This window comes from Paenarthrobacter sp. 10L412 (assembly GCF_056395565.1).
On record NZ_JBFTJT010000005.1, the window covers coordinates 14,057 to 37,670 of the forward strand.

25 protein-coding genes and 1 tRNA gene are annotated in these 23,614 nt (G+C 62.6%); 9 read left to right on the plus strand and 17 right to left on the minus strand.

The features are described 5' to 3' along the window. Nucleotides 1–99 precede the first annotated feature (99 nt). Nucleotides 100–909, plus strand: coding sequence for a carbon-nitrogen hydrolase family protein (locus AC1DD7_RS06690; RefSeq protein ID WP_477514329.1), 810 nt, complete (start codon nt 100–102; stop codon nt 907–909). A 402-nt stretch (nt 910–1,311) separates the two neighbouring features. Here AC1DD7_RS06690 and rlmB read toward each other — a convergent pair whose 3' ends face one another. The 6 genes from rlmB to AC1DD7_RS06720 all read right to left on the minus strand — a co-directional run bounded on the left by rlmB (nt 1,312) and on the right by AC1DD7_RS06720 (nt 6,186). Beyond that, the gene (rlmB, locus tag AC1DD7_RS06695) at nt 1,312–2,301 is read right to left on the minus strand and encodes a 23S rRNA (guanosine(2251)-2'-O)-methyltransferase RlmB (protein ID WP_442004785.1); all 990 of its coding nucleotides are present in this window, start codon (nt 2,299–2,301) and stop codon (nt 1,312–1,314) included. A 79-nt stretch (nt 2,302–2,380) separates the two neighbouring features. Beyond that, a complete protein-coding gene (cysS, locus tag AC1DD7_RS06700; RefSeq protein WP_477514330.1) occupies nt 2,381–3,850 on the minus strand; it encodes a cysteine--tRNA ligase in 1,470 nt (489 codons plus the stop codon). Between the two features lie 35 nt (nt 3,851–3,885). Beyond that, nucleotides 3,886–4,242, minus strand: coding sequence for a hypothetical protein (locus AC1DD7_RS06705; RefSeq protein ID WP_477514331.1), 357 nt, complete (start codon nt 4,240–4,242; stop codon nt 3,886–3,888). Beyond that, nucleotides 4,235–4,798, minus strand: coding sequence for a 2-C-methyl-D-erythritol 2,4-cyclodiphosphate synthase (gene ispF / locus AC1DD7_RS06710; RefSeq protein WP_477514332.1), 564 nt, complete (start codon nt 4,796–4,798; stop codon nt 4,235–4,237). The genes AC1DD7_RS06705 and ispF overlap by 8 nt, the downstream gene beginning before the upstream one ends. Next, entirely contained in the window at nt 4,798–5,580 is a 783-nt protein-coding gene (gene ispD, locus AC1DD7_RS06715) for a 2-C-methyl-D-erythritol 4-phosphate cytidylyltransferase (RefSeq protein ID WP_477514333.1), read from the minus strand. The genes ispF and ispD overlap by 1 nt, the downstream gene beginning before the upstream one ends. A gap of 123 nt (nt 5,581–5,703) precedes the next feature. Continuing rightward, the gene (locus tag AC1DD7_RS06720) at nt 5,704–6,186 is read right to left on the minus strand and encodes a CarD family transcriptional regulator (protein ID WP_011690592.1); all 483 of its coding nucleotides are present in this window, start codon (nt 6,184–6,186) and stop codon (nt 5,704–5,706) included. Nucleotides 6,187–6,479: 293 nt separating this feature from the next. On the opposite strand from AC1DD7_RS06720, the gene AC1DD7_RS06725 reads away from it, so the two are divergent. Beyond that, nucleotides 6,480–7,037 (plus strand): hypothetical protein, encoded by a 558-nt coding sequence (locus AC1DD7_RS06725; RefSeq protein ID WP_442004801.1) that lies wholly within the window; start codon nt 6,480–6,482, stop codon nt 7,035–7,037. A gap of 105 nt (nt 7,038–7,142) precedes the next feature. Here the strand turns inward: AC1DD7_RS06725 and AC1DD7_RS06730 are convergent, their stop codons facing one another. Both AC1DD7_RS06730 and AC1DD7_RS06735 read right to left on the minus strand, forming a co-directional pair. Then, nucleotides 7,143–7,823 carry a response regulator transcription factor gene (locus AC1DD7_RS06730; RefSeq protein ID WP_216921232.1) on the minus strand — a complete coding sequence of 227 codons (681 nt, stop codon included), beginning with the start codon at nt 7,821–7,823 and terminating at the stop codon, nt 7,143–7,145. Between the two features lie 76 nt (nt 7,824–7,899). Further along, complete coding sequence (locus tag AC1DD7_RS06735; protein ID WP_477514529.1) at nt 7,900–9,138, minus strand: sensor histidine kinase; 1,239 nt, start codon at nt 9,136–9,138, stop codon at nt 7,900–7,902. Between the two features lie 199 nt (nt 9,139–9,337). On the opposite strand from AC1DD7_RS06735, the gene phoU reads away from it, so the two are divergent. Further along, nucleotides 9,338–9,991 (plus strand): phosphate signaling complex protein PhoU, encoded by a 654-nt coding sequence (gene phoU / locus AC1DD7_RS06740; RefSeq protein WP_477514334.1) that lies wholly within the window; start codon nt 9,338–9,340, stop codon nt 9,989–9,991. A 152-nt stretch (nt 9,992–10,143) separates the two neighbouring features. On the opposite strand, the gene AC1DD7_RS06745 is transcribed toward phoU, so the two are convergent. After that, the gene (locus tag AC1DD7_RS06745; protein ID WP_431118414.1) at nt 10,144–10,890 is read right to left on the minus strand and encodes a phosphoglyceromutase; all 747 of its coding nucleotides are present in this window, start codon (nt 10,888–10,890) and stop codon (nt 10,144–10,146) included. Between the two features lie 132 nt (nt 10,891–11,022). Here AC1DD7_RS06745 and AC1DD7_RS06750 point away from each other — a divergent pair, with 132 nt between their 5' ends. Further along, entirely contained in the window at nt 11,023–11,862 is an 840-nt protein-coding gene (locus tag AC1DD7_RS06750; RefSeq protein WP_477514335.1) for a class I SAM-dependent methyltransferase, read from the plus strand. Here the strand turns inward: AC1DD7_RS06750 and AC1DD7_RS06755 are convergent. After that, nucleotides 11,847–12,188 carry a DUF2516 family protein gene (locus AC1DD7_RS06755; protein ID WP_216921243.1) on the minus strand — a complete coding sequence of 114 codons (342 nt, stop codon included), beginning with the start codon at nt 12,186–12,188 and terminating at the stop codon, nt 11,847–11,849. The two genes, AC1DD7_RS06750 and AC1DD7_RS06755, sit on opposite strands and share 16 nt — an antisense overlap. A gap of 10 nt (nt 12,189–12,198) precedes the next feature. Beyond that, nucleotides 12,199–13,383, minus strand: a complete 1,185-nt coding sequence (locus tag AC1DD7_RS06760; protein WP_477514336.1) for a trans-sulfuration enzyme family protein — start codon at nt 13,381–13,383, stop codon at nt 12,199–12,201. Between the two features lie 74 nt (nt 13,384–13,457). On the opposite strand from AC1DD7_RS06760, the gene tmk reads away from it, so the two are divergent. Genes tmk through AC1DD7_RS06775 form a run of 3 tightly spaced genes read left to right on the plus strand, consistent with a single transcriptional unit; the run spans nt 13,458 to nt 16,896 of the window. Continuing rightward, nucleotides 13,458–14,132, plus strand: a complete 675-nt coding sequence (gene tmk / locus AC1DD7_RS06765) for a dTMP kinase (RefSeq protein WP_477514337.1) — start codon at nt 13,458–13,460, stop codon at nt 14,130–14,132. Next, nucleotides 14,129–15,280 (plus strand): DNA polymerase III subunit delta', encoded by a 1,152-nt coding sequence (locus AC1DD7_RS06770; RefSeq protein WP_442017333.1) that lies wholly within the window; start codon nt 14,129–14,131, stop codon nt 15,278–15,280. Before tmk ends, AC1DD7_RS06770 begins: the two co-directional genes overlap by 4 nt. A gap of 8 nt (nt 15,281–15,288) precedes the next feature. Further along, nucleotides 15,289–16,896 (plus strand): alpha/beta hydrolase, encoded by a 1,608-nt coding sequence (locus AC1DD7_RS06775; RefSeq protein WP_477514338.1) that lies wholly within the window; start codon nt 15,289–15,291, stop codon nt 16,894–16,896. A gap of 25 nt (nt 16,897–16,921) precedes the next feature. Here the strand turns inward: AC1DD7_RS06775 and AC1DD7_RS06780 are convergent, their stop codons facing one another. Continuing rightward, nucleotides 16,922–17,653 carry an HAD family hydrolase gene (locus AC1DD7_RS06780; RefSeq protein ID WP_477514339.1) on the minus strand — a complete coding sequence of 244 codons (732 nt, stop codon included), beginning with the start codon at nt 17,651–17,653 and terminating at the stop codon, nt 16,922–16,924. Nucleotides 17,654–17,880: 227 nt separating this feature from the next. Here AC1DD7_RS06780 and AC1DD7_RS06785 point away from each other — a divergent pair. Beyond that, nucleotides 17,881–17,953 (plus strand) — tRNA-Thr (locus AC1DD7_RS06785). A 184-nt stretch (nt 17,954–18,137) separates the two neighbouring features. Here the strand turns inward: AC1DD7_RS06785 and AC1DD7_RS06790 are convergent. The 3 genes from AC1DD7_RS06790 to AC1DD7_RS06800 are packed head-to-tail and all read right to left on the minus strand — an operon-like array spanning nt 18,138 to nt 21,126. Continuing rightward, the gene (locus tag AC1DD7_RS06790) at nt 18,138–19,544 is read right to left on the minus strand and encodes an amidase (protein WP_477514340.1); all 1,407 of its coding nucleotides are present in this window, start codon (nt 19,542–19,544) and stop codon (nt 18,138–18,140) included. Next, nucleotides 19,541–19,756, minus strand: coding sequence for a hypothetical protein (locus AC1DD7_RS06795; RefSeq protein WP_442004772.1), 216 nt, complete (start codon nt 19,754–19,756; stop codon nt 19,541–19,543). Before AC1DD7_RS06795 ends, AC1DD7_RS06790 begins: the two co-directional genes overlap by 4 nt. Further along, on the minus strand, nt 19,753–21,126 hold the full coding sequence (locus AC1DD7_RS06800) for an amidohydrolase family protein (RefSeq protein WP_477514341.1): 1,374 nt from the start codon (nt 21,124–21,126) through the stop codon (nt 19,753–19,755). Before AC1DD7_RS06800 ends, AC1DD7_RS06795 begins: the two co-directional genes overlap by 4 nt. Before the next feature lie 91 nt (nt 21,127–21,217). Here AC1DD7_RS06800 and AC1DD7_RS06805 point away from each other — a divergent pair, with 91 nt between their 5' ends. Beyond that, entirely contained in the window at nt 21,218–22,162 is a 945-nt protein-coding gene (locus AC1DD7_RS06805) for a polysaccharide deacetylase family protein (RefSeq protein WP_477514342.1), read from the plus strand. A gap of 58 nt (nt 22,163–22,220) precedes the next feature. Here AC1DD7_RS06805 and AC1DD7_RS06810 read toward each other — a convergent pair whose 3' ends face one another. Together AC1DD7_RS06810 and AC1DD7_RS06815 are read right to left on the minus strand one after the other, a co-directional pair. After that, a complete protein-coding gene (locus AC1DD7_RS06810; protein WP_477514343.1) occupies nt 22,221–22,940 on the minus strand; it encodes a maleate cis-trans isomerase family protein in 720 nt (239 codons plus the stop codon). A gap of 2 nt (nt 22,941–22,942) precedes the next feature. Then, nucleotides 22,943–23,560, minus strand: a complete 618-nt coding sequence (locus AC1DD7_RS06815) for a cupin domain-containing protein (protein ID WP_224094454.1) — start codon at nt 23,558–23,560, stop codon at nt 22,943–22,945. Nucleotides 23,561–23,614 lie beyond the last annotated feature (54 nt).

The following is a 23,614-nucleotide window of genomic DNA, read 5'->3' on the forward strand; positions in this document are numbered from 1 at the left end:
AACAGCACACTCGTATCGGCTCCCCCGAATGTGTCGCGGCGGCTGTGCGTTGGCGGCAGCCTTGCCATACTGGGACTGACAGAACTGGGAGGTTCAATCGTGCGCGTTGCACTCGCTCAAGTCATCACCGGCCGGGACCTGGCTGACAATCTGCGGCTTCTGGAAGAGTACGCCCGCCGCGCCAAGGACGGCGGCGCGGAGCTTGTCGTTTTTCCCGAGGCAATGATGCGCGCGTTCGGTAATTCCCTGCTGGACATCGCCGAACCTCTCGACGGCCCCTGGGCGAGCCGGGTGCGCGAGCTCGCTGACGAACTTCAGCTGGTGATCGTGGCTGGCATGTTCACGCCTGGCTCTGCTTCGGATTCCGGCGGGCGCCGCGTGCGGAACACTCTCATGGTCACAGGCCCCGGCGTGGAGACCAGTTACGACAAGGTCCACCTCTTCGACGCGTTCGGCTTCGCTGAGTCGGACACGGTTGAGGCGGGAACAGACCCAGTGACCTTCGACGTCGGCGGCGTCACCTTTGGTTTGGCCACCTGCTACGACATCCGTTTCCCCGCACTGTTCACAGCCAACGCGTTGCGCGGAGCCGTGGTAAACATCGTGGCGGCATCGTGGGGAGCCGGACCGGGCAAGGCCGATCAATGGCAGCTCCTGTCCCGCGCCCGGGCGGTGGACACCACCACGTTCGTGCTTGCCTGCGGCCAAGGAGATCCTGCTACGCAAGGTGTTGAGGTAAAGGGCGCCGCGCCCACGGGAGTGGGGTACTCCGCCGTCGTGTCCCCCTTCGGGCAGGTCCTGGAAGCCCTCGACGGCGAACCTGGCCTCCTCTTCGCCGACTTCGACCCCGCCGTGGTGGAAGAAGCCCGCCAAAAGCTCCCGGTCCTGGCCAACCGCCGCGACTTCTGACGTTCTCTCACATCCTGCGGGTTTTGGCCGGATTTTCTCTCACATCCTGCGGGTTTTGGGCGGATCTTCTCTCACATCCCCTCCCATAGGGGACGGGCCCGCCCGGGCCGGGGTGCCGCCGTCGTCCTCAATTTTCTGGAAAACAGCAAGCGCTCCCCCACCAGCATGATGTGAGAGAGCGCTTGCCAAAAACGATCAGGACATGAAAGAACATCGGTCAAAAAGCCGCGGGAAGTGATAGAGCATCCGCAAAAAAGCTGCAGGAAGTGATAGAGCATCCAGAGGCTGCGCAAGCGGCATCCGGAAGCGCGCGTCTAAGCGAGGAACGAGCGAGCGCGCGGAGGATGGCGCTTGCGCCGCCGCCCCGGGGGACTCGCTTGCGCCGGCCTCGGCGGACTGGCGCTAGCTAGCGCGCTGCCTCGACACCTCGTACAGCGAGATACCCACGGCCATGGATGCGTTGAGCGACTCCATGGCGGAGTCGATCGGGATCGAGACGATTTGGTCGCAGTTTTCGCGGACGAGCCGGCTCAGGCCCTTGCCTTCTGAGCCGACCACGATGCAAACGGGCTCGGTGGCTACCGTGAGGTCGGGCAGTGAGACGTCGCCGTCGCCGTCCAGGCCGAGGACGTAGATGCCCATGTTCTTGAACTGCTTGAGGGCGTTGTTCAGGTTGGACGCGCGGGCCACGGGTACGCGGACTGCTGCGCCGGCGCTGGTCTTCCATGCCGATGCCGTGACGCCGACGGACCGGCGCTCGGGAACGATGACACCGTGGCCACTGAACGCGGAGACTGAGCGGATGATCGCACCGAGGTTGCGGGGATCGGTGATGCCGTCGAGGGCAACGAAGATCGGGGCGTTGGAGATGTGCCCCTTCTTCCACTTGGCGATGGTGGTCTCGGCGAGGTCGTAAGCGTCCTCGTACTCGTACGGCGGGATCTGCAGGACCAGGCCCTGGTGGACTGCGTCCTCGGTCATGCGGTCCAGTTCGGGCTTGCCGGTTTCGAGGAGCGGGATGCCGCGTTCAGCTGCAAGCTTGAGGGACTCCTTGACGCGGTCATCCATTTCGATGCGGATGGCAACGTGGAGGGCCTTGGCGGGGATGCCGGCGCGCAGCGCTTCCACTACCGAGTTGCGGCCGGTGACCAGCTCTTCGGTTGCGCGACCCTTGGGGCCGGAGCGGGCGCCGGTTCCCGGGCGTGCCGGACCGCGCTTGGCGGCCGAACGCTCGGAAAGCTGCTTGTTCTTGTACGCCTTGTGGTAGGTCCGCTCCTCGGCCTTAGGGGTGGGCCCCTTGCCTTCGAGGGCCTTGCGACCGTGGCCTCCGGTACCCGTGGAGGGGCCCTTCTTGCTCTTGCGGATTGCACCCGGGCGACCGTGGTTGGCCATTCTGTCCACCTTGCTTGAAATTAATGAGTCTGCATTCCAGTCTACTGACCCAATGCAATTCGGCGGTGGCGGCCGTTTGTCAGTCGCGTTTCAGGCTCCAGGTAGCGCCTTCCGCACCATCTTCGACGACGACCCCGGCGGCCGCGAGCGTGTCGCGGATGGCGTCGGACGCGGCCCAGTCCTTGTTTGCTCTGGCGGCGGCGCGGGCCTCGAGTTGTGCTTCCACCAAAATCTCCAGTGCGGCATGTTCGCGGCTTTGCACGGCCTCCGGGCGTTTCACGGAATCCAGGCCAAGGACATTTGTCATGGCGTGGACGCTGGAGAGGGCGTCCTTGACGGCGCCCAGGTCGCCGGCAGCCAAGGCCGTGTTGCCAGCCCGAACAGTCTCGTGCAGGACACCCAGCGCCTGAGGGACATTGAGGTCGTCGTCCATAGCGGCCACGAAGGCGGTGGGCATCGCGGCCTGGGCACCCTCGGTGTAGCTCGTCGGCTCACTGACCTGCTGCCCCACCTTCGCCGCGGCCTTGGCAATGAAGCCATCAATACGTTCGACGGCGGCGGCTGCTTCCTGAAGCGACGTAGGCCGGTAGTCCAGCACCGAGCGGTAGTGGGCCTGCCCTAGGTAATAACGGACCACCCGGGGCGAGGCCAGCTCAAGCATTTCGGCGGGACTCACCGTGTTGCCGATGGACTTGGACATCTTTTCGCCCTCGTAGGTGACCATGCCGTTGTGCATCCAGAAATTGGCGAATTCGTCGCCTGCAGCCTGGGACTGGGCCATCTCGTTTTCGTGATGCGGGAAGCGGAGGTCCAGTCCCCCACCATGGATGTCGAAGCGCGTGCCCAGGTATTTGGTGACCATGGCGGAGCATTCGAGGTGCCATCCTGGTCGTCCCGCTCCCCACGGCGATTCCCATTTGGCGGTGACGGGTTCGCCGTCCTTGTAACCCTTCCACAACGCGAAGTCGCGCGGGTCCCTCTTGCCGCGAGGGTCGGCGTCGGGGGCGCCTTGCATATCATCGATATTCTGCCGCGTCAGCGAACCGTACTTGCTCCAGGAGCGGACGTCGAAATAGACGTCTCCCGAGTCGTCCAGTGCGGGGTAGGCATGGCCGCGGTCGATCAGCCGCTGGATCAGCGCGTGCATTTCCGGAATGTGCCCGGTGGCACGGGGCTCGTACGTCGGCCGCTGGACGCCGAGGGATTCGTAGGCGTTCTCGAATTCCTGCTCGTAGCGGTAAGCCAAAGCCCACCACTCCTCGTCTTTCCGCGCCGTCGGCTCGGCAGCCCACTCGGGGCCGAAGGATTGCTCGGACTTGGCCAGGATTTTGTCGTCGATGTCCGTGACGTTGCGGACTACTGTGACGCGAAGGCCACGGAATTCGAGCCAGCGCGTCAGCTGATCAAACGCGATTGCCGACCTGACGTGCCCAACGTGCGGCATGCCCTGGACAGTAGCCCCGCAGTAGTACACGCTGGCCTGGCCCTGTTCGAGGGGAACGAAGTCGCGGACTTCGGCGGAGGCGGTGTCATAGAAGCGCAGGGTCACCGCTCCAGATTAGCCGATGACGCGGCGTGACTTGCCTACTTGCAGTACTCGCCGATTTTGTTGAAATGCACGGTCAGCTGTTGTTGCTGTTCCTGAGTGGTTGCTCCCAGCGAGGAAGCGGCGGCTTTGTCCATGATGGCGGCCATCTCCTTGATGGGATCGCCGATTTCCGGAGCCAGCTTGTCCGCGATCTCGTGATAGTGGGCAGCGATCTGCTTGGACTGCTGCTGTTGGTTGCCGTCGGGCTTGAAGGTGTCATTGTTGAGGAACTCGCAACTGGCCTTCACATCCATCTTCGGCGTCCCGGAACAACCGCCGAGCAGGAGCGCAGCAGTCACGCTCGCGGACAAGAGCACGGCGGAACGCACGACGCCGGAACGCACCTTAGTCATTCAGCCCACCTTCAGTGGAACCGGGCTGGCTTTCTCCTTGGACGGGGTAGACGAGGGCGGTGGCAATTGCAGAAATTCCTTCACCGCGGCCAGTAAATCCCAAACCATCGCTGGTGGTGGCTGTGACGCTGACTGGTGCGTTCGCGGCTTCGGTCAGGATCCTTTGGGATTCTTCGCGGCGGGGGCCGAACTTGGGGCGGTTGGCTACAAATTGGACGGCGACATTGCCAATCTCGAACCCTGCGGCCCTGACTATCCGTGCCGCCTCACCGAGGAGCTTTACCCCGGAGGCGCCGGCGAACTCGGGACGGTCTGTGCCGAAGTGGGTACCAAGGTCACCGATTCCACACGCGGAGAACAGGGCGTCGGCAGCCGCATGGGCGACGCAATCGCCGTCGGAATGTCCGGACAGCCCCTGCTCACCTTCCCAAAAGAGGCCACCCAACCAGAGTGGCTGGGGATCATCCTCAGGCGCGAAGGCGTGCACGTCGACGCCGATTCCGATACGGGGCAGGGCCAAGTTGCCGGCTACGCCCGCAGCTTGCTGAGCCGCCATCAGCCTTCCACCCAGCGCATTCCGAGAGGGCCCTCGAGGAGGCCCTCGGCAATGATGAGATCCAGGGGCGTCGTGATCTTCAGTGACTGGCTGGCCCCGCGGACGGCATGGACCGGAACGCCCAGAAGCTCGACCAGCATGGCGTCATCGGTGACTGCAGCGGCCTGTTTGTCGTCAAAGAGCTCGGCGGCGTCGTGCGCCCGCCTCAACGTGGCCAGTTCGAAACCCTGGGGCGTCTGAACTGCCCTGAGTTGTTCCCTGGGCGCTGTTCCCGTGACAACTTCCGGGGCGATGCCGGACTCCGAAGCGTTGGTCTGGGCCACGGTCTTGATCGTGTCCACCACAGGCATGGCCGGAATGACGGCCTTGGCACCGGAGGCCAAAGCGTCGGCTACGCGCTGGAATACGCGCTCGGGGGTCAATGCGCGGGCCGCGTCATGGACGAGCACGGCTTCGGTGCCGTCCTCCAAAGCAGCCAAAGCGGCGCGGACGGAATCAGCACGGGTGGAACCGCCGTCGACAACTGTTATTTCGGGGCCACCATCTACCAGTTCAACCGTGAACCCGGCAATCAACTGGCGCAGTTCCGTATCCCCCTTGGGCACGGCGACACAGATCTGGCGAGCGACGTCGGCAGCGACAACGCCACGAAGGGCGTGCATCAGGATGGTTTCGCCACCCAGCGGAACTTTGGCTTTGGGCATGCCGTAGCCGAGGCGCTCGCCCGAGCCGGCGGCCACCACGATCACCGCCGTAACAGCGCGCTTGGAAGGAATACTCATGCGCCCAAGGTTACTGGGAAACTACTTGAAAATGCCTCAAGATACTTGATCATCAAAGTACCTCTGGGTACTTTGTGGCAAAAAGAAACCCGGCGGCGCTTTCGCACCACCGGGTATCAATTCTTAGGAAGCCAAGACCTCGTCAAGAACGCTGGCTGCCTTCTCTTCGTCTGTCTTCTCAGCCAGGGCCAGTTCTGAAATCAGAATCTGCCGCGCCTTGGCCAGCATGCGCTTCTCACCTGCGGAAAGGCCGCGATCGTGATCACGACGCCAAAGATCGCGAACGACCTCCGCCACCTTGATGACATCGCCCGAAGCAAGCTTCTCCAGGTTTGCCTTGTAACGACGTGACCAGTTGGTAGGCTCCTCAGTGAACTCGGCGCGGAGAACGTCAAATACGTGCTCCAAGCCTTCTTTGCCCACTACGTCCCTGACCCCAACAAGGTCAACGTTCTCTGCTGGAACTTCAATGGTCAGATCACCCTGAGCCACCTTGAGCTTGAGATACATCTTCTCTTCGCCCTTGATGGTGCGCATCTTGATTTCCTCAATTTTTGCTGCACCGTGGTGAGGGTAAACTACTGTCTCGCCGACCTCAAAAACCATGTGGACTTTCCCCTTTCCCGCAGACTAGTCTATCACGATTAAGGCATACGACTGGCACCCGACGGGGCCTCCAGCCGCGCCAATAAAGGGAAATAGGCCCCAAACGAGCTCACGATACCCCTTGACGTGAGCCCCGAAAGATGCTTCACGGAAGCAAGCTGCGCGCCGGATCTTCCCGGTCGCGTTCGCCACAATGCCTTCTCGAATCCTTATTTCGGCCGCTTTGCCGATAGGCTATGGCTGAAAAGTGTTCCAATGACTCTTGAGGAGTAGGTGTCGTGCGCATTACTGCGATGAACCCTGTCCAGCGCGGCAAGCTGGCAATTGCGGCGGCTGCAATCGGCGTCGGTCTTCTGTCCGTTACCGGCTGTGGCTTCGTCAACGCCCAGCAGACTTCCCACCAGTACTCAGCATCGGACGGGATCAGAGCAGATCTCGGCCAGCTGCAGTTGCGCAACATGCTGATCGTCGCTTCCGGCGAGAACCAGCCCGGCCGCGTGATCGGCGCAGTGTTCAACAAGTCCAACTCGGATGCAACCCTGACCATCAGTGGTGCAAATGGGGCCCAGACGGAGATTCCCGTTAAGGCGAACTCGGAGACGTACCTGAATAGCGAATCCGACGCCGCGGTCCTTAGCTCCGCCGGCACCAAGCCCGGTGGACTGAGCCCGGTAACCATTCGCAGCGGTTCGGACACCGCAAAAATCAACGTTCCCGTAGTTGATGGCACGCTCCCTGAGTACAAGGAATACTTGCCCTCCTCGAGCGCCTCGGCAACTCCGTCTTCGACTTCCACGGCAACGTCGACTGCGACGCCGACCGCCACCGAATCTGCAGCTGCCGGCCACTAGCAGGCTGGCTACAAGCAAAGACAACAAGGAAGGGTTCCGCCTAGGCGGAACCCTTCCTTGTTGTTGTCTTGACAGTCTGCTGGCTAAATGCCGACTGACTTAGCTTTACGGCTCGAACTTGTAGCCCAGTCCACGCACCGTCACCAGGTACCTCGGAACGGACGGATCCGGCTCAATCTTGCTGCGCAGGCGCTTTACGTGGACATCAAGGGTCTTGGTATCGCCTACGTAGTCTGAACCCCACACGCGGTCGATCAGCTGGCCCCGGGTGAGCACACGCCCGGAATTGCGGAGCAGCATTTCAAGGAGTTCAAATTCCTTCAACGGCAGTGATACCTGTTCGCCGTTTACGCTCACCACGTGGCGCTCAATATCCATGCGGACGGGTCCGGCCTGCACGGTGGAGGTGATCAGCTCTTCGGGTTCACCCTGCCTGCGGAGCACTGCACGCACCCGCGCTACGAGTTCGCGTGAGGAGTACGGCTTGGTGACGTAATCGTCTGCACCCAGCTCCAGGCCAACCACTTTGTCGATCTCCGAGTCCTTGGCGGTCAGCATGATCACCGGCACGCTGGAACGTTGGCGCAGTTGACGGCACACCTCCGTGCCCGGCGTTCCAGGCAGCTGGAGATCCAGCAGGACGAGGTCGGCCCCATTCCGGTCGAATTCCACCAAGGCGTCGGTGCCGTTATCCACTACCTCGACGTCGAAACCCTCTTTGCCCAAAAGGTAGGACAGGGGGTCGCTGAAGGACTCTTCGTCCTCCACTATCAAAATCCTGCTCAAGCGCTGGCTCCTTGCTCTTGGGCGCCGCCGGCGCCCCTTGTTGATTCCCGTAATGCGGTTGATTCGCGTGATGCGGTTAATTCGCGTGATGCGGTTGCTGAGTCGCGTGGTGGGTTTCGACGGCGGCACCCCCCGCCGGTAGCTGCGGGGACTCAGCAGTGGACGCAGCATGAGCCGGGAGGCCGGCGTCGTCGTCCTGGCCTTCCATCTCGGGCAACCGGATGGTGAACGTTGAGCCTTGACCAGGCTGGGACCACACGGTGACCTCGCCACCATGGTTGGACACAACATGCTTAACGATGCTGAGGCCCAGGCCGGTGCCGCCGGTGTGCCGGGAGCGTGCAGCGTCCACCCGGTAGAAGCGTTCGAAGACTCGTTCCTGGTCCTCCGGGGTGAGGCCCTCGCCTTGGTCCGTGACTGAAATAGCGACGACGCCCTCCCGGGTCCGGACTCCAACGCCCACCCGGGTGTTGTCCGGCGAGTAGCGGATGGCGTTGTCGATCAGGTTGCGCAGGGCGGTGACCAGCAGGTCCCTGTCACCGAACACCAGGGAATCTGAATGGCCGCCCACCAGGATCTGGATATTCTTGCTCTCTGCCGGGAGCTGTGAGCGGTCCACTGCCTCGGTAATCACAGTGTTGATGTCCACCGTGTGGCCTTGCTGGGCAACATTTGCGCCCTGAAGCCGGGAAAGCTCAATGATGTCTTGGACCAGCGCTGCGAGGCGTCCGGATTCTTTATGCATGCGTTTGGCGAAGCGGCGTACCGCTTCCTCGTCATCAGGCGAGGCTTCCAATGCCTCGGCCAGGAGCGATATGGCGCCAACCGGTGTCTTGAGTTCATGGGAAACGTTGGCCACGAAGTCGTTGCGGATCTCCTCCGTGCGGGTGATCTCGGTGCGGTCGTCGGCCAGCAGCACGATGTACTCCCAACCGAGCATGGCTGCCCGGACCTGAACCACGATGGTGCCCTTGCCGAGCGGTCCGCGGGGAAGTTCGTATTGTTGCTCCAGGATCACGCCATCGCGGCGGACCTTTGCGGTCATGTCCAGGAGCTGCTTGTGAACCACGGTGTGGCCGCGGACCAGGCCGTAGGCGTACGCCGCCGGACTCGCGCGGACCACGCCATCGATTGCATCGACCACCACAAACGCGCGGCCGACGACGGCAAGTACCTCCGCTGCACCTTCGGGAAGCAGGGGCTCGGTAACATCCAGGTCCACGATCCTGCGCTGCCGCTCGCTGATCCTGAAAGCGAGCATGCCAAAGACGCCCAGTGACAGGCCAACCAAGCCTGCAACGACACCTATAAGCAACGGATCCACGTGTCCAGCTTATGCTCTTGAATCTCGCCAAAGTGTTGATCCGGTGCCAAACGGGGGCGGTTCAACTAACGTTCATCTAAAGGTGCGCAACCGTTCACTGGCTCCTGACACAGTTACTGGTTGGACTGCCAATGGTATTTGAAATCCGCGCCCCACCATGGGACAGGATTTCCAAGGAAAGGACGCCTTAGTGCGCAAGGTTTTTCAGGAGGAGCTCACCCAGGTCGGTGACGACCTCGTCGAGATTTCCAAACTGGTTCACGAAGCAATCACGAAGGCCACTACGGCCTTCGAAGGCGCCGACGTCGATCTTGCCCAGGACGTCATCGCTGCAGACGCACGCATCGACTTCCTGCAGAACAGCCTCGACGAACGTGCCATCGACATCCTGGCATTGCAGGGCCCCGTTGCCAGCGACCTCCGCATGATTGTTGGTTCGCTCCGCATGAGCGCATCGCTGGAGCGGATGGGTGACCTCGCCCGCCACGTAGCGCAACTGGCCCGCCTTCGCTACCCCGCCACCGTCATCCCGGCGTCGCTGACCCAGACCTTCAAAGCGATGGCCCAGCACGACATCGACATCACGGCCAAGGTCATCGAACTCCTCCAGACCCGCAACCTCGAGGTGGCCCGGGACATCCTCAAGATCAACATCGCCGTGGACGACCTCCACCTCAGCGTCTTCAAGGCGATCGCCTCCCCTGACTGGAACGAGACTGCTTCCACCACCGTGGACGTGGCCCTGGCCAGCCGCTACTTCGAGCGCTTCGCCGACCACGGCGTCTCCGTTGCCCGCAAGGTCACGTACCTCGTCACGGGCGAATGGCAGCCTGAGGGCTTCTAGCAGCTTCCCCGCAACGTAAACAGCAACGGCGGCCGGTCACCAAATGTGACCGGCCGCCGTCGTCGATTAATACCGCTTCGTAGCTAGTGTCGCGGGCGAGCTGCGTCTAAGGGAGGAACGATCGAGCAGCCGCCGCGGCAGTAGCGGAGAACCTACTTCTTGCCCTGGTTCGCTACCGCGAGAATCGCATCTGCTGCTGCCTCGGGGTCCAGGTACGTGCCGCCCGGGTTGATCGGCTGGAAGTCCTCGTCCAGTTCGTAGACCAGCGGGATGCCCGTGGGGATGTTCAATCCTGCAATGGCGTCATCGCTGATGCCATCAAGGTGCTTGACCAGGGCGCGCAGGGAGTTGCCGTGCGCGGTGACCAGGACGGTCTTGCCAGCCTTGAGGTCTTCCTTGATGTCCGATTCCCAGTACGGGAGGAGGCGGACAAGGACGTCCTTGAGGCATTCGGTGCGCGGAAGGGCGTCACCGAGGTCCTTGTAGCGGACGTCGTGTGCCTGCGAGAATTCGCTGTCGTCGGACAGGGGCGGCGGCGGGGTGTCGTAGCTGCGGCGCCATTCCATGAACTGCTCTTCGCCGAACTCGGCGAGGGTCTGGGCCTTGTCCTTGCCCTGCAGCGCACCGTAGTGGCGCTCGTTGAGTCGCCAGTCGCGCTTGACGGGGATCCAGCCGCGGTCGGCCTTGTCCAGTGCCATGTTGGCAGTGTTGATGGCCCGCTTCAGGAGCGAGGTGTAGAGGATGTCCGGGAGGATGTTGTTCTCAACCAGGAGTTCCCCACCGCGCACTGCTTCTTCGCGGCCTTGGTCGTTCAGGTCTACGTCCACCCAGCCGGTGAACAGGTTCTTGGCGTTCCAGTCGCTGTGGCCGTGGCGCAGCAGAATCAGCTTGTAAGTCATGGTTTTCATCCTAGCCGAGGGGTCCTGTGCCTTGCCGGGCGTTACGAAGAGCAACGCGGGGTCACTTGCGGCCCATCGGAGCACGGTTTATGGGCCATAAATGACCCCGCGTTGCAGGATAAAGTGGGGACCGTGGTGCAAAAAGCGGAACGGGTCAGTACTTCCCGAAGTCGAAGTGGGAAGCCTGTTGGCAACGTCACCCGCGGCACCACCAATCCGAACCGTATGCGCCGCTTGGATCGGTGGCTCGCCGGTCCGCAGGCGTGGCGGCTCCGCGCCGCCGTCGACCCCTTGGTTGTGGATCTGGGCTATGGCGCCTCGCCAGCCACCGCCGTCGAACTTTTTGAGCGGCTTCAGGCCGTTCGCTCGGATGTGCGCGTCTGCGGAATCGAGATCGAGCCTGACAGGGTGCGAACCGCTAAGGCGCTGGAACGTCCCGGGCTCAGCTTCCACGTGGGTGGTTTCGAACTGCCGGTTCCCGGTGACCCCATAGTTGTGCGGGCCTTCAACGTGCTCCGTCAGTATGAGGAAGCCGACGTGGCCGGGATCTGGCGGCTGGTTCAATCCCGCTTGGCTCAGGGCGGCCTGTTCATTGATGGCACCTGCGATGAAATCGGTCGGTGCGTCACGTGGGTGGCACTGGATCCGGAAAGGCCCCGGAGCCTCAGTTTCTCAGTGCGGTTTGGCAATTTCGAGCTGCCGTCGGAAGTGGCCGAGAGGCTGCCTAAGGCCCTTATCCACCGCAATGTGCCTGGCGAACCCATCCATACATTCCTGCAGGCCATGGACAAGGCCTGGCTGGAAGCGGCGCCGCTGGCATCGTTCGGCAATCGGCAGCGCTGGACAGGAATGTGCCGCTTACTGCGCGACGCCGGATGGCCGCTTCAGGATGGTCCGTCGCGGTGGCGCCTGGGTGAAGTCACGGTGGACTGGGATGCGGTTGCGCCGAAGGCTGTTTACCAGGGGCCGTAAGGACCGACGTTGCGGTTGCCGCCGCTGCCTGCTTCCCGGACTGCTGGACGGACGTCCGCAAGGTACACACAGGAAGCCGTCACCGCGGCGATTCCGAACAGGCCGAGGCCGCTTCCACCGCTCAACAGGGTCAGCGCGCCGATGGCGAAAGCAACGCCGGTAAGGGCTAACCAGAACGTCTTGGTGCGCTTGGAGGCGGCCACGAACAGCGTCGGCCGGTGGCGCAGGCAATCCACAAAAGCCCACAGTTCAAGGACAACGGCCACCAAGCCAAGGATGAAGTAGACCGCGTTGGTGACAATCGCGATCAAGAATTTTCCGTCCACGCCCCTTAGCCTAACTGTCCAACGACTTCAGTGCTTGCTCAAGGTCGGACCAGAGATCTTCCACGTTCTCGATCCCGACGCTCAAACGGACCAGGTTCTCCGGGACACTGACCGGCTCAGCTGCGTGCCGGCGTCGACGTTCGATCAGCGACTCAACCCCGCCCAAGGATGTCGCCGGGAGCCAGAGCTGAAGCGCACGGACCAAGTCGTCGGCCGCTTCGGCGCCGCTGCGGGCATCGTCTCCGGCGATCTGGATGCAGAGGATGGAACCGAAGCCCTTCATCTGGTCCTTGGCGCGCTCATGCCCCGGATCCGCGGGTAGGCCCGGATAGCGGATGGACTCGACCCTCGGATGGGTGCTGAGGCGCTCGGCCAGCACTGCCGCGGACGCTTGCGAACGTTCGATCCGCAGCGCAAGCGTGCGGAGTCCCCGGAGCGCAAGCCATGCTTCGAACGGGCCGGCGATGCCGCCGTGGATGATGCGGTGGTGAAGGAGCGTGGCCCGGAGTTCCGGATTGGAGGTCACCAAGGCGCCCAGGACGACGTCGGAATGGCCCGCCAGGTATTTCGTCACCGAGTGAAGCACGACGTCGGAGCCCAGGCTAAGCGGCTGCTGCACCAACGGCGTGGAGAAAGTATTGTCCGTGACCACGATCGCGCCCACAGCATGGGCGGCGTCGGTGAGCGCCCGGACATCGGCAATGCCAAGCATGGGGTTGGTGGGGCTTTCCAGCCAGAGCAGGTCCGCGGCTTTGCCATCTTCCGGGCTGATCAAGGCCTTCACTGCGTCCGTGTCCGTAATGTCCACGATTCGCAGGTCCAGGAAGCCCTTCTCCGCGAGTTCGGTCGCCATGACCAACGAGCCCGAGTAGCTGTGTGATGGCATGACAACAACGCCACCGGCAGGTACCAAGGAGAGGGCCGAGCTGACGGCAGCAAGCCCGGATGCATAGAGCAAGCCGGGCAGGGCAGCGCCTTCCAGCTTGCCCAGGGCGTCCTCGAACGGGTCCCAGGTGGGGTTGGCGTAGCGACCATAGCCGCGATCGCCGTCGCCAAGGGAACCAGTTCCAAAGTATGTGGAGGACAGGACGATGGGCGGATTCACCGGTTCATCGTGTTTGCGCTCGGGGCGGCCTGCAGCCACCACAACGGTTTCCGGGGACAAATCGGCAGCGCGCTGATCGGAAAGGCTCATGGTTTCAGGGTAGTCGTGGGCGAGCCTGTGGATGAAAGCCGTTACGGTTTGCCCGTGATCGGTAGGCTAGACAAGTGAGTATTCAGAGGCCCGGTCTTTTCATCGCGTTCGAAGGCGGAGACGGAGCCGGCAAGTCCACCCAGGCTGCCCGGCTCTGCGACGCCCTTGAAGCGCGGGGCCTGTCCGTGCTGCGCACCCGCGAACCGGGCGGGACTCCCATTGGAGAAAAGCTGCGCTCCCTTGTGCTGGACCATGGCCACGGCACCATCGATGCCCGGACAGAGGCCCTGATGTTTGCCGCGGCCCGCGCTGCGCACGCCAGCCAAGTGATCCGCCCTGCGTTGGCAGCGGGGCAGGTTGTCATCACGGACCGCTACATTGATTCGTCTGTTGCCTATCAAGGTGCTGGCCGTGGGCTTGGAGCAGAGGGTGTGTTGTCCCTTAACGAATGGGCCACGGAAGGCCTGCATCCGGACCTGACTGTACTGCTCGACGTCGAGCCCTCCGACGGCCGCGAACGCCGCACCGCCGGCGCGGCTGCTGAGGACCGTTTGGAATCCGAACCCGACGCGTTCCATTCCACCATCCGCCATGCTTTCCTCGACCTCGCAGCCGCTGCTCCCTCCGGTTACCTGGTGCTGCCGGCCAAGTCCGACATTGCCTCGCTGGCCGCGCAGATCCTTGAACGGGTGGAGGCCTTGCTGGCTGAGCGCGGGCTGGGCGAACGCGTTTCAGGGAACCACCTGTGAGCGTTTGGGACGACCTCCAAGGCCAGGCGCCGGTGGTTGCCCAGCTGAAGCAGGCAGCCCAGGGCGAATCCGGCCTCACTCACGCCTGGCTCTTTACCGGCCCTCCGGGCTCGGGCCGTTCCAATGCTGCCAAGGCTTTCGCTGCCGCGCTGAACTGCGAGCAGGACGACGTCACTTTGCGGGGCTGCGGCGAGTGCGCCGCATGCCACACGATCCTCGGCGAGACCCATTCTGATGTCACGTTCGTGCGGACCGAAAAAGTCACCATCACCATTGACGAGGCCCGCGAACTTGTTTCAAAGGCCGGGGACCGCCCCGCCACTGGCCGTTGGCGGATCATCATCGTTGAGGACGCGGACCGCATGGCGGAACGAACCACCAACGTCCTGTTGAAGGCCATCGAGGAACCAACTCCGCGTACCATCTGGATGCTGTGCGCGCCATCGCCCGCAGACGTATTAGTCACCATCCGCTCGCGCTGCCGTCCCGTCAGCCTGCGGCTTCCCCCAGCCTCCGACGTCGCAGCATTGCTGGTGAGGCGCGACGGCATCGATCCTGAGCTCGCGGACCGGGCTGCCCGTGCCGCGCAAAGCCACATCGGGATTGCCCGCCGCCTCGCCCGTGACGCCGACGCCCGCGAACGCCGTCTCGAAACGGTTCGCATCCCCCTGGGGCTCCGTGGGGTTACGGCAGCGGTGATGATGGCGGAGAAGCTCGTCAAGATCGCCACCGATGAAGCCAACAGCTCCAATGATGAACGCGACGCCGCCGAGAAAATTGCGCTCCTGGCAAGCCTGGGTGCACCGGAGTCCGGAACGCTGCCACCGTCCATGCGGAGCCAGGTGAGGCAGCTGGAGGACGACCAAAAACGCCGCGCCAAGCGCTCCATCACCGACTCGCTGGACCGCACACTGACCGATCTGTTGTCCTTCTACCGTGATGTCCTGATCATCCAATTGGGGAACGCCGTAGAGCTGGTCAACGTTGAGCTCAAGAGCGATCTTGAAGAATACGCCGCCCGCTCCACCCCGGAAGCGACCCTCGCCCGGATGGACGCGATCAACAAGGCCCGTGTCCGCATTACCACCACCAACGTTGCGCCGCTGTTGGCGGTCGAGTCCATGGCGACGAGCCTCATCCAGCAATAGGAGAATCCATGAAGTCCGCACCTCGCCGGCCCGCCGGTACCCCCTCAAGGGACCGGTCTGTCCAGCCTGCTGCGGCCGGGGGCGGCCAGCGGGGTCTCGTGGCCATCTGTTTGGCCCTTGCCTCCCTGCTGGTGCTCAGTGCCTGCTCCTTGCCGTTCCTCCCCACACCTACGGCCAAGCCGAGCACCAGCACTGTTGACCCGTCCATTGCGGCCTCGGCGCCCAAAGGACTCGAAAAGTACTATTCGCAGTCCGTGAAGTGGAGCTCGTGTGAGGACGGGTTCCAGTGCGCTGAGGTCAAGGTTCCTTTGGATTACGGCAATCCGGACTCCGCCGAGATCACGCTGTCCGCCATCAAGTTACCCAGCACGGGCACCAAGAAGGGCTCCATCCTGGTCAATCCCGGAGGTCCGGGCGGCTCCGGCGTCGATTTCGTCAAGGATGCGGGAAACACGCACTTCACCGAAAAGCTGCGCGCCAACTTCGACACGGTGGGCTTCGACCCCCGCGGCGTCAAGCGGTCCGCTCCGGTCACGTGCATGTCGGATGCCGAACGCGATGCCGCGCGCGAAAAAGTATTCCGGAAGGACACGGACCAAGGCCTGGCCGCCGCTTTGGCCTTCAACAAGTCCCTGGCTGAGAAGTGCGTCGAGAAGACCGGACCCGTGCTGGAGCACATTGATACCGTCAGCGCTGCCAAGGACCTGGACGTCCTGCGCGCCGTGGTCAACGATGCCAAGCTCAATTACCTTGGCTATTCCTACGGCACGTTCCTGGGTTCCACGTACGCGTCACTGTTCCCAGAAAACGTCGGGCATCTGGTACTGGACGGTGCCGTGGACCCGTCCATCAGCAACGAGGAACTGACTGCGGGGCAGGCAAAAGCGTTTGAAAAGGCCCTCCGCACGTACGTCGATGATTGCCTTCGTCAAAAGGAATGCCCCCTCAGTGGGTCCGTTGACAACGGAGTCCAGGAAATCAGGGATCTCATCAACGCAGTGGACCAGAACCCCCAAACAGCCAAGGACGGGAGGCTGGTGACCGGGACGGAGTTTGTCAACGGGCTCTTCCTCCCGCTCTATGACGACCAAAGCTGGCCGGCATTGACCCAGGCCCTGGACAGTGCATTCTCCGGCGACGTCTCCCAGATGATGCGCATCGCCGATCTCGGTGCCGACCGCGAGGCCAATGGTACGTACAGTTCAAACTCGGCATTCGCGTTCCAGGCCATCAACTGCCTCGACTACCCGATGGTCAGTGATACCGCCGGGATGAGGGCTGAGGAAACCCGCCTCAAGCAGGAATCACCAACATTCGGCGCATTCTTCGCCTACGGCGGGGTCACCTGCAAGGACTGGCCGTACAAGAACACCCGCACGCCTGCACCCGTGGACTACACCGGATCCGCCCCCATCGTCGTTATCGGCACCACGGGAGACCCGGCCACCCCCCTGGAGTGGGCACAGTCCCTGCGCAAACAGCTTGAAAACGCCTCTCTGGTCACGTGGGAAGGTGAGGGGCACACAGCCTACGGTCGCTCGAACTCCTGCGTCAGCACCGCCGTCGACGATTACTTTGTTGACGGCAAGCTGCCGCAGGACGGGCTCCAGTGCTAGGTCCCCTGCGACGCAAGTAGCGAAGCTAGAGGTGCCTGGCTTCGCGTTTCTCCAGCAGGAGCGGGAGCTGCTTGATCGAATCCACGACGACGGTGGCGCCAGCTGCGCGGAGCGTCGCCTCGGAGTGGGAACCTGTGAGGACGCCGGCAATCAGCGATGCGCCCGAGCGGACCCCTGAGAGCATGTCTGAGCTGGTGTCTCCTATGACGGCCACCTCACGGACATCGTCCAGGTCCAAGGCGAGCAACGCCGTCAGGATCATGTCAGGGTAGGGGCGGCCCCGCCCGGCATCTGCCGGGCACAAGCTAAGGTCCGCCAAGCCCATCCAACCCAGTGATTCGAGGACCATGTTCTGCGTGTGGCGACCAAAGCCCGTGGCGAGGCATACCTGCATGCCGGACTCCCGCATCCAGATAATGGCATCCTCCGCGCCGGGAATCGCACGGATACCACCGTCCTCGATCAACTCGTCGTAGGTCTTCTCGAAGACCTTGTTTGCGCTCTCTGCCACGCTCGTATCACCGAAAAGGTCTCCGAAGACGGCCATTTTCGAGAAGCCCATGGTGTCACGTGCATAACCGAGCATGCTCTCAAAGCGGCTGCTGCCCGGCTCCACCCCGTGCTCGGCCAAGGCCCTGGACAGGGCCCGCTCCGTGCGTCCTTCGTCGGTGATGGTTGTCCCCACCATGTCCACCACAGCCAGCCGCAGCCGGGTGGGAGTGTGGCTGGTATCCCTGGTCATTGCGTCCCCGGTCATGGCGTGGCCCCTTCGGCTGGTTTGCGTGCTGGTTGCGTGGCTGGATATACCCGGCACTGTTGATTTCCCAGCCTCCGGCGGCGGAGAGAAGGCCGCCTGAACCCGGCCCGACGTGCAGGTGAACATCCCCGCAACGGCCGCCACCGCCCTCGTTTTGACCCGGGCGCGGTGCCTCTATTACAGTTATGTCTTGCGTGATCGCCCGGGAAACCGGTGATGAACGCGGTGCTTCCTTAGCTCAGTCGGTAGAGCGTTTCACTCGTAATGAAAAGGTCATCAGTTCGATTCTGATAGGAAGCTCGGTAGAGAACCCCCGAAAATCACGGATTTCCGGGGGTTCTCGTTATTTTCGCTGGCGACACCCGTATTCGTGCGCGCCACACCAACGGGCCGGCGCCCCCAAAATCCAAGCGTCCTCAGTCCGTTTCCGGGTCCTCAGGGAATTTGCGTCTCATCAGCCAAGCGCACTCCGACTGTCAGATGCCTACGCAACGGTTTGTGGCAGCGAGTGGACCGGGACAAACCCCTTCCATTGGGTGGCGCGCTCATAGGCCTGGGCGATCGCGAGCACTGTGGCATCGGTGTATTCCGGTCCCAGAATGTGCAGGCCAACGGGCTGCCCGTTGGCGAAGCCACAGGGAACACTGACCCCCGGCATACCGGTCAGGTTTGCAGCTGAAAGCATGCGAAGGGCTGCCGATAGGGAACCCTCTTCTGGAGAGCCTGTGAGTTCAGAGGACATCGCCTGGGCCAAGGGGGCGATCGCCGGAAGCGTAGGTGACACCACTGCCTGCACCCCGGCCCGTGCCATGGCCCGCGGCAAAAACGACCGGAGGTGCTCCCTTACCTGCCACGCGAGATGAATGTCCTCCTCCGAAGCCAGTGCACCTGTTTCGATCATGATGCGGGTGGCAGGCAAGTATCGTTCCGCCGCGCTTTCCAGCCTGGCACGGTGATGTTGGGCAGCTTCGGATAAGGAGATTGCGACGCTGGCATGCAGGGCAAGGTCAAGCTCGGGAAGCGGAAGTTCCACGACCTCGAATTTAAGGTCCCTGAGTACGCACAGGGCTCCTTCCACAGTTTCCCTGACTTCCGCCGTAACTCCCCACTCCGACCACATTCTGCGATCAACCCCAAGCCTGACCGGAACAGTAGCTTCACGGATTTGCGCTGATACAGGTCCCCCGAGCAGGGCCATCCCGTGTGGCTCCACCATGCCGTCCAGCAGCGCCGCGCAGTCCTCGACGCTCCGGGCAATAGGTCCCACTTGATCCATGGTGTGGCTTACGTGAAGGATGCCGGAGGAAGACACGACGCCGTTGCTTGGCTTCAGCCCTACCAGACCATTGACGGCAGCCGGGTTTCGGACGGAGCCACCGGTGTCGGTTCCCAGCGCTCCGGGAATTGATCCCACAGCCACGGCAACGCCCGATCCAACCGATGAGCCGCCTGCATACCGGTCAGGACCCCAAGGGTTTCGCGACGGTGGAGTTCCTTGTCCAAAAGCGAACTCGTGTGTTTGAAGCTTTCCGAGGATCACGGCACCGTTGCCACGGAGTCGGCGTACCACTCCAGCGTCGTCCAGAGCGATATTCCCGCGGAGGCTTTCGGAGCCGGCCTCCGTCGGCATCCCCCGGACGTCGATGACGTCCTTCACTCCAAGGGGGATCCCGTGAAGGCTGCCAGCGAATTGGCCTCCGACGGCCAGGTCATCTGCGACGCGGGCAGCTTCACGCGCGCCGCGTTCGTCTATATGCGCCCAGGCTTGGGCATACTGCTCTGTGGCCCGGGCCCGGTCCACAACAGAGTCGAGCAGTTCAACTGCTGACACATGACGGCGCCGGATGAGGACTGCTGCCTCCGCGATGCCCAGCTCCCATGCTTCGGTCAAGGATTAGCCTCCCGTTTCACGCCACTCTCCTTTTCCAGAAGAATTTGCTGTTCAAAGGCAGCCTTCAGGGATTCCATCCCGGTCCGGAAGTCGCGGTACGCGCTCTCCAGCGCTGGAAGGTCCTGCTGGGCAATCGAAGATCCAACCAGATCACGGAGGATGGCCAGATGGTGACTGCTTAGCGGGAGCGCCTCGTTGACTGGCCGGCTCATCGGTGGGCCTCCGGGGTAAGTTGTCCATCCCGAACCACGCAGACGCCGTCCGCCAGGACAACACGCACATCGCGGAAATCCTCGGCGCTAGCGACAACTACATCCCCGGCTCTCCCTGCCTCGAGCCGCCCACTGCCGGGTGCGATGCCCGGGACGAGATCAGCCACGGCAGAGGTTGCCATGGCAACGGCACCAGCCAAGGAACGATGTCCACGCGCCGCGATGTCCTGGACGGCAGAAATCAGCTCGTCATGATCGCCGTCGTGTCCATAATCGGTCCCGATGACTGAGATCAGCCCGGGTTCCTTGAGCAGCAAGTCCCAGTGCTCACGCGTCTTAACCGTTCGCCTGCGGTGCAGGAGATCAAAGACGGAAGCCTCGGCAGGCCAACCCATTTTGTTGCCCAGGACAGCCAGTTCGTGGGCCTCGGCCGGCGTGTGGGAAGGGTGGTTCGCGTGCGCAGCGATGAGCGTGGCTCCGGTTCCTTCAAGCTCGGGCATTAGTTCCCTTAAGACGCTGGCGGTCGCCGATGCACTGTGGACGATGGCCGGAACGCCGAACTTCGACGCCGCACGGACGCCCTCCCGGATCCCTTCTATTGCGGGGACAAATGATGGCATCACCGTGTCCCTGACGAGCTTGGCCAATTGGGTAGCTGTGAAGGCATCCGCCAGTCCTGCATCCTTGGCGGCCTCGGCCAGCGCGGCCGGATCGAAGGCACGGATGTCGATAAACCTGCCCAGGACTGCTTCCTTGATGCGGCGGGCTTGGTCGATATTGACTCGAATACCGGAGGATTTTTGGATAGCCGCCGGGATGTAGACAAGGTCCTGCCCTCCCCCACCCAACGTTTGGCCACCGCCCAGCTCCCCGATGGCGATAGCACCGTCGTCGAGCATCCCCCCAACGGTGAGTTCCCCTACCTCCGCGGTAAGACCCTTCCCGTCCGCCAATTCAGCGGCCTGCAAGCAATGTGGCAAATGCGTCGTCGCTCCGCGAACGTGCACGGCGTGTCGCTTGTCGGCTTCGCGGACATCGTCCATCGAAGCGAAACCACACAGGCTAAGGACAGTGGTGGTTCCGGCTAGAAGGTGCCTGTCGAGATTCGCCATCCATCGCTCGGCGGGCAGTGCCGCTGCCGCGCTCGGGAACAGCGGGCCGGGCGTCACTCCGTGGGTGTGGATATTGATGAGACCTGGCATGACGACGCAGCCGGCCGCGTCGATGACATCGCCGTCAAATGCTTGTCCTGCATCCCAGCGGCGGAGCACATCTGCAATCCGGCCATCACGGATGACTACTGCTCCGCCGTCGATGACTGTCTCGCTGGAGGCCGTAATGACCGTGCCCCCGCGAATGAGCGTAGACATTTGCGCCCCTCTCGACTAGTTTCATCATATCGAAGTTTGCTTCACTATAGCCGTAAGGCTGCGGCGCCGGAACCCCCGAACGGAGAAGCCAATGGCACAGATGCCCACGCAGCGGGATTTCATCGGATATGGCGAAACTCCGCCACAATTCCGCTGGCCGGGCAATGCCAAGGTGGCGGTTTCCTTGGTGATCAATGTGGAAGAGGGTGCCGAACGCAGCATCGCCCGTGGGGACAAAGCCAATGATCTTGGGGCACATTGGATTCCCGCCCAGGCATCAGCGGAACGGAACATCACCTTGGAATCGGCGTTCGAATACGGCTCCAGGGCTGGGATCTGGCGCTTGTTGAGGATCCTGCGGAAGCATAGCGTCCACGCCACCGCATTCTGCTGTGCCGTAGCGTTGCAGCTCAATCCTCCAATCGCTGCCGCATTGGTCCGCGACGGACATGAGATCGCAGATCACGGGCACCAGTGGGACACTCACACAGACCTCGACGACGAAGCGGAGCAGCGCCTGATCGTCGCCTCCAGGAATGCAATAGAGGCCAGCACAGGCCTGGCTCCCACGAGCTGGTACTCGCGTGATGGACTCAAGCCGGGGACGCGCGAGGTGCTCGCCACCAACGGGTTCACCTACGAATCAAACAGCTTCAACGACGACCTGCCGCATTGGGGCAGTGGTCAAGGAAACCCGCGTCTTCCCGTGCTGCCATACGCAGGCGACACCAACGATTCCGGGCTGTTCAAGCAATTTCCCACCGCGACGGCGTTCGGCAACCACCTGATCGCCGCCTTGGACATGCTGCTCGAAGACCCCCGCGGCGGCCCCTCTGTGATGAGCGTGGGCCTCCACCCGCGGCTCATCGGAAGGCCGGCGTATGCAGTGGCGCTTGAGCGATTCATAACCTATGCACAGCAGAAAGATGTCTGGTTCGCGACCCGGCAGGACATCGTCAATGCCTGGCTGCGCGTTACGACGGCGGAGCAGACGACGGCGGAGCAGACGACGGCGGGCGGACCTCCGGCGTCGTAGGGTCACCTTCGGGGCGTACCGCGAAGCTGGCTTCGAGGCCGCTTCAACTCCGCCGCTACTACTCCAAAGCCAGTAGCGCGCCCCATCCCGGGATCGGTCGGGCGACCCCGGCAACGCGGAGCAGATGCCATATGGTCGCGATAGCACTGTCCACCACGGGAATGCCAAACTCCTGCTCGAGGCCGGCCACGAAGTATCCGGAGCGAAGGTTGGTTCCAATACACACCACGGCATCTAGGTCCGGAGTGAAGGCGGGCCTCATCAGACCCACCACTCCGGACTGGTCAAGCCTGGCTATTTCCGGGTTGGTCATCACAACTTCTGGAACCGAAATACCCTTGACGTCAATGCCGTGCGCGGCGTACTCCTCCTGAATCAGGGAAGCAATACTGCCGGGCCCCGGAAAAACGAGGCCGATGCGTGTTGCCTGCAATGCAGCAAGAGCCTCGACGACGGCCAAGGAGGCAGTGGTGGCCGGCGCGCCGCACATCGACTTAAGCCCGGCACAAAGACCCTGATCGCCGGCGATACCCGTCCAGGAGCCGGAAGTGCCGTGGAATGCGATGGCTTGCGGGTCGGCGTCTTTCAACAAGGAAAGAGCCTCTCCAAGAACGCCCAAGTCAACTGGATCATCAAGGCTTGGAGGCAGACGGAAGCGGGTGTAGTGCACTCCAAGGTCGGGCTGTTCCGCAACGATCGATGCTGTGAGCGTTTCTGCATTCGAATTGCTCGATGGGACCAGGATGCCAAGCCTGGTCGCCGGGCCGGGAACGCCCACGATTAGTGCGCTTTGCCGAGCGAGGGAGGCGTGGAGATCGCGAGCATGACTGCGGCCGAATTCGTTTGATTGCTCCACCAGTGTGGCAAGGAAGCGTCGTATGTGAGGCTGTCGCCCGCTTCCAGCACAAAATCCTGCCCACCGATGGTCGCCACCAAGGTGCCGGCTTGGAGAATGACACACTCCTCGCCCTCGTGGGAATGCGGAACGTGTGCGCCCTCGAAGTTGGCTGGAATGGTCATGCTGATGACTCCCAGCTTGCGCTCTGAATCCGGAACGATCAGCTCCATGATGATGCCCTGCGAAGGAATTTCGATTCGTCGCCGGTCCGCCCTGCGTACCAACATGTGGTCCTGACCCTCATTGGGGTCCATGAACATGCTTGCCAGCGGCAGGTCCAGTGAGTTCGCCAGACGAAGAAGGGTCGCAAAGGAAGGATTGCCGATTCCGCGCTCGATCTGGCTGATGAGCCCCGCGCTGACGCCTGCGCGTTCAGCAAGCTCCTCCACCGTGAAGCGGCCGAGGCGCTGCTGCTTGATCATCGCCCCAAGATGGGCAATCCAGAAGTCGCGTTCCAGGGACTCGGTTACTTCGCCTTGTGCTGTGTCCGTACCGTCCACGACGACTCCTTCATTAGTCCTCGGTTTTGCGTCAGTATATCGAAGATGATTTCG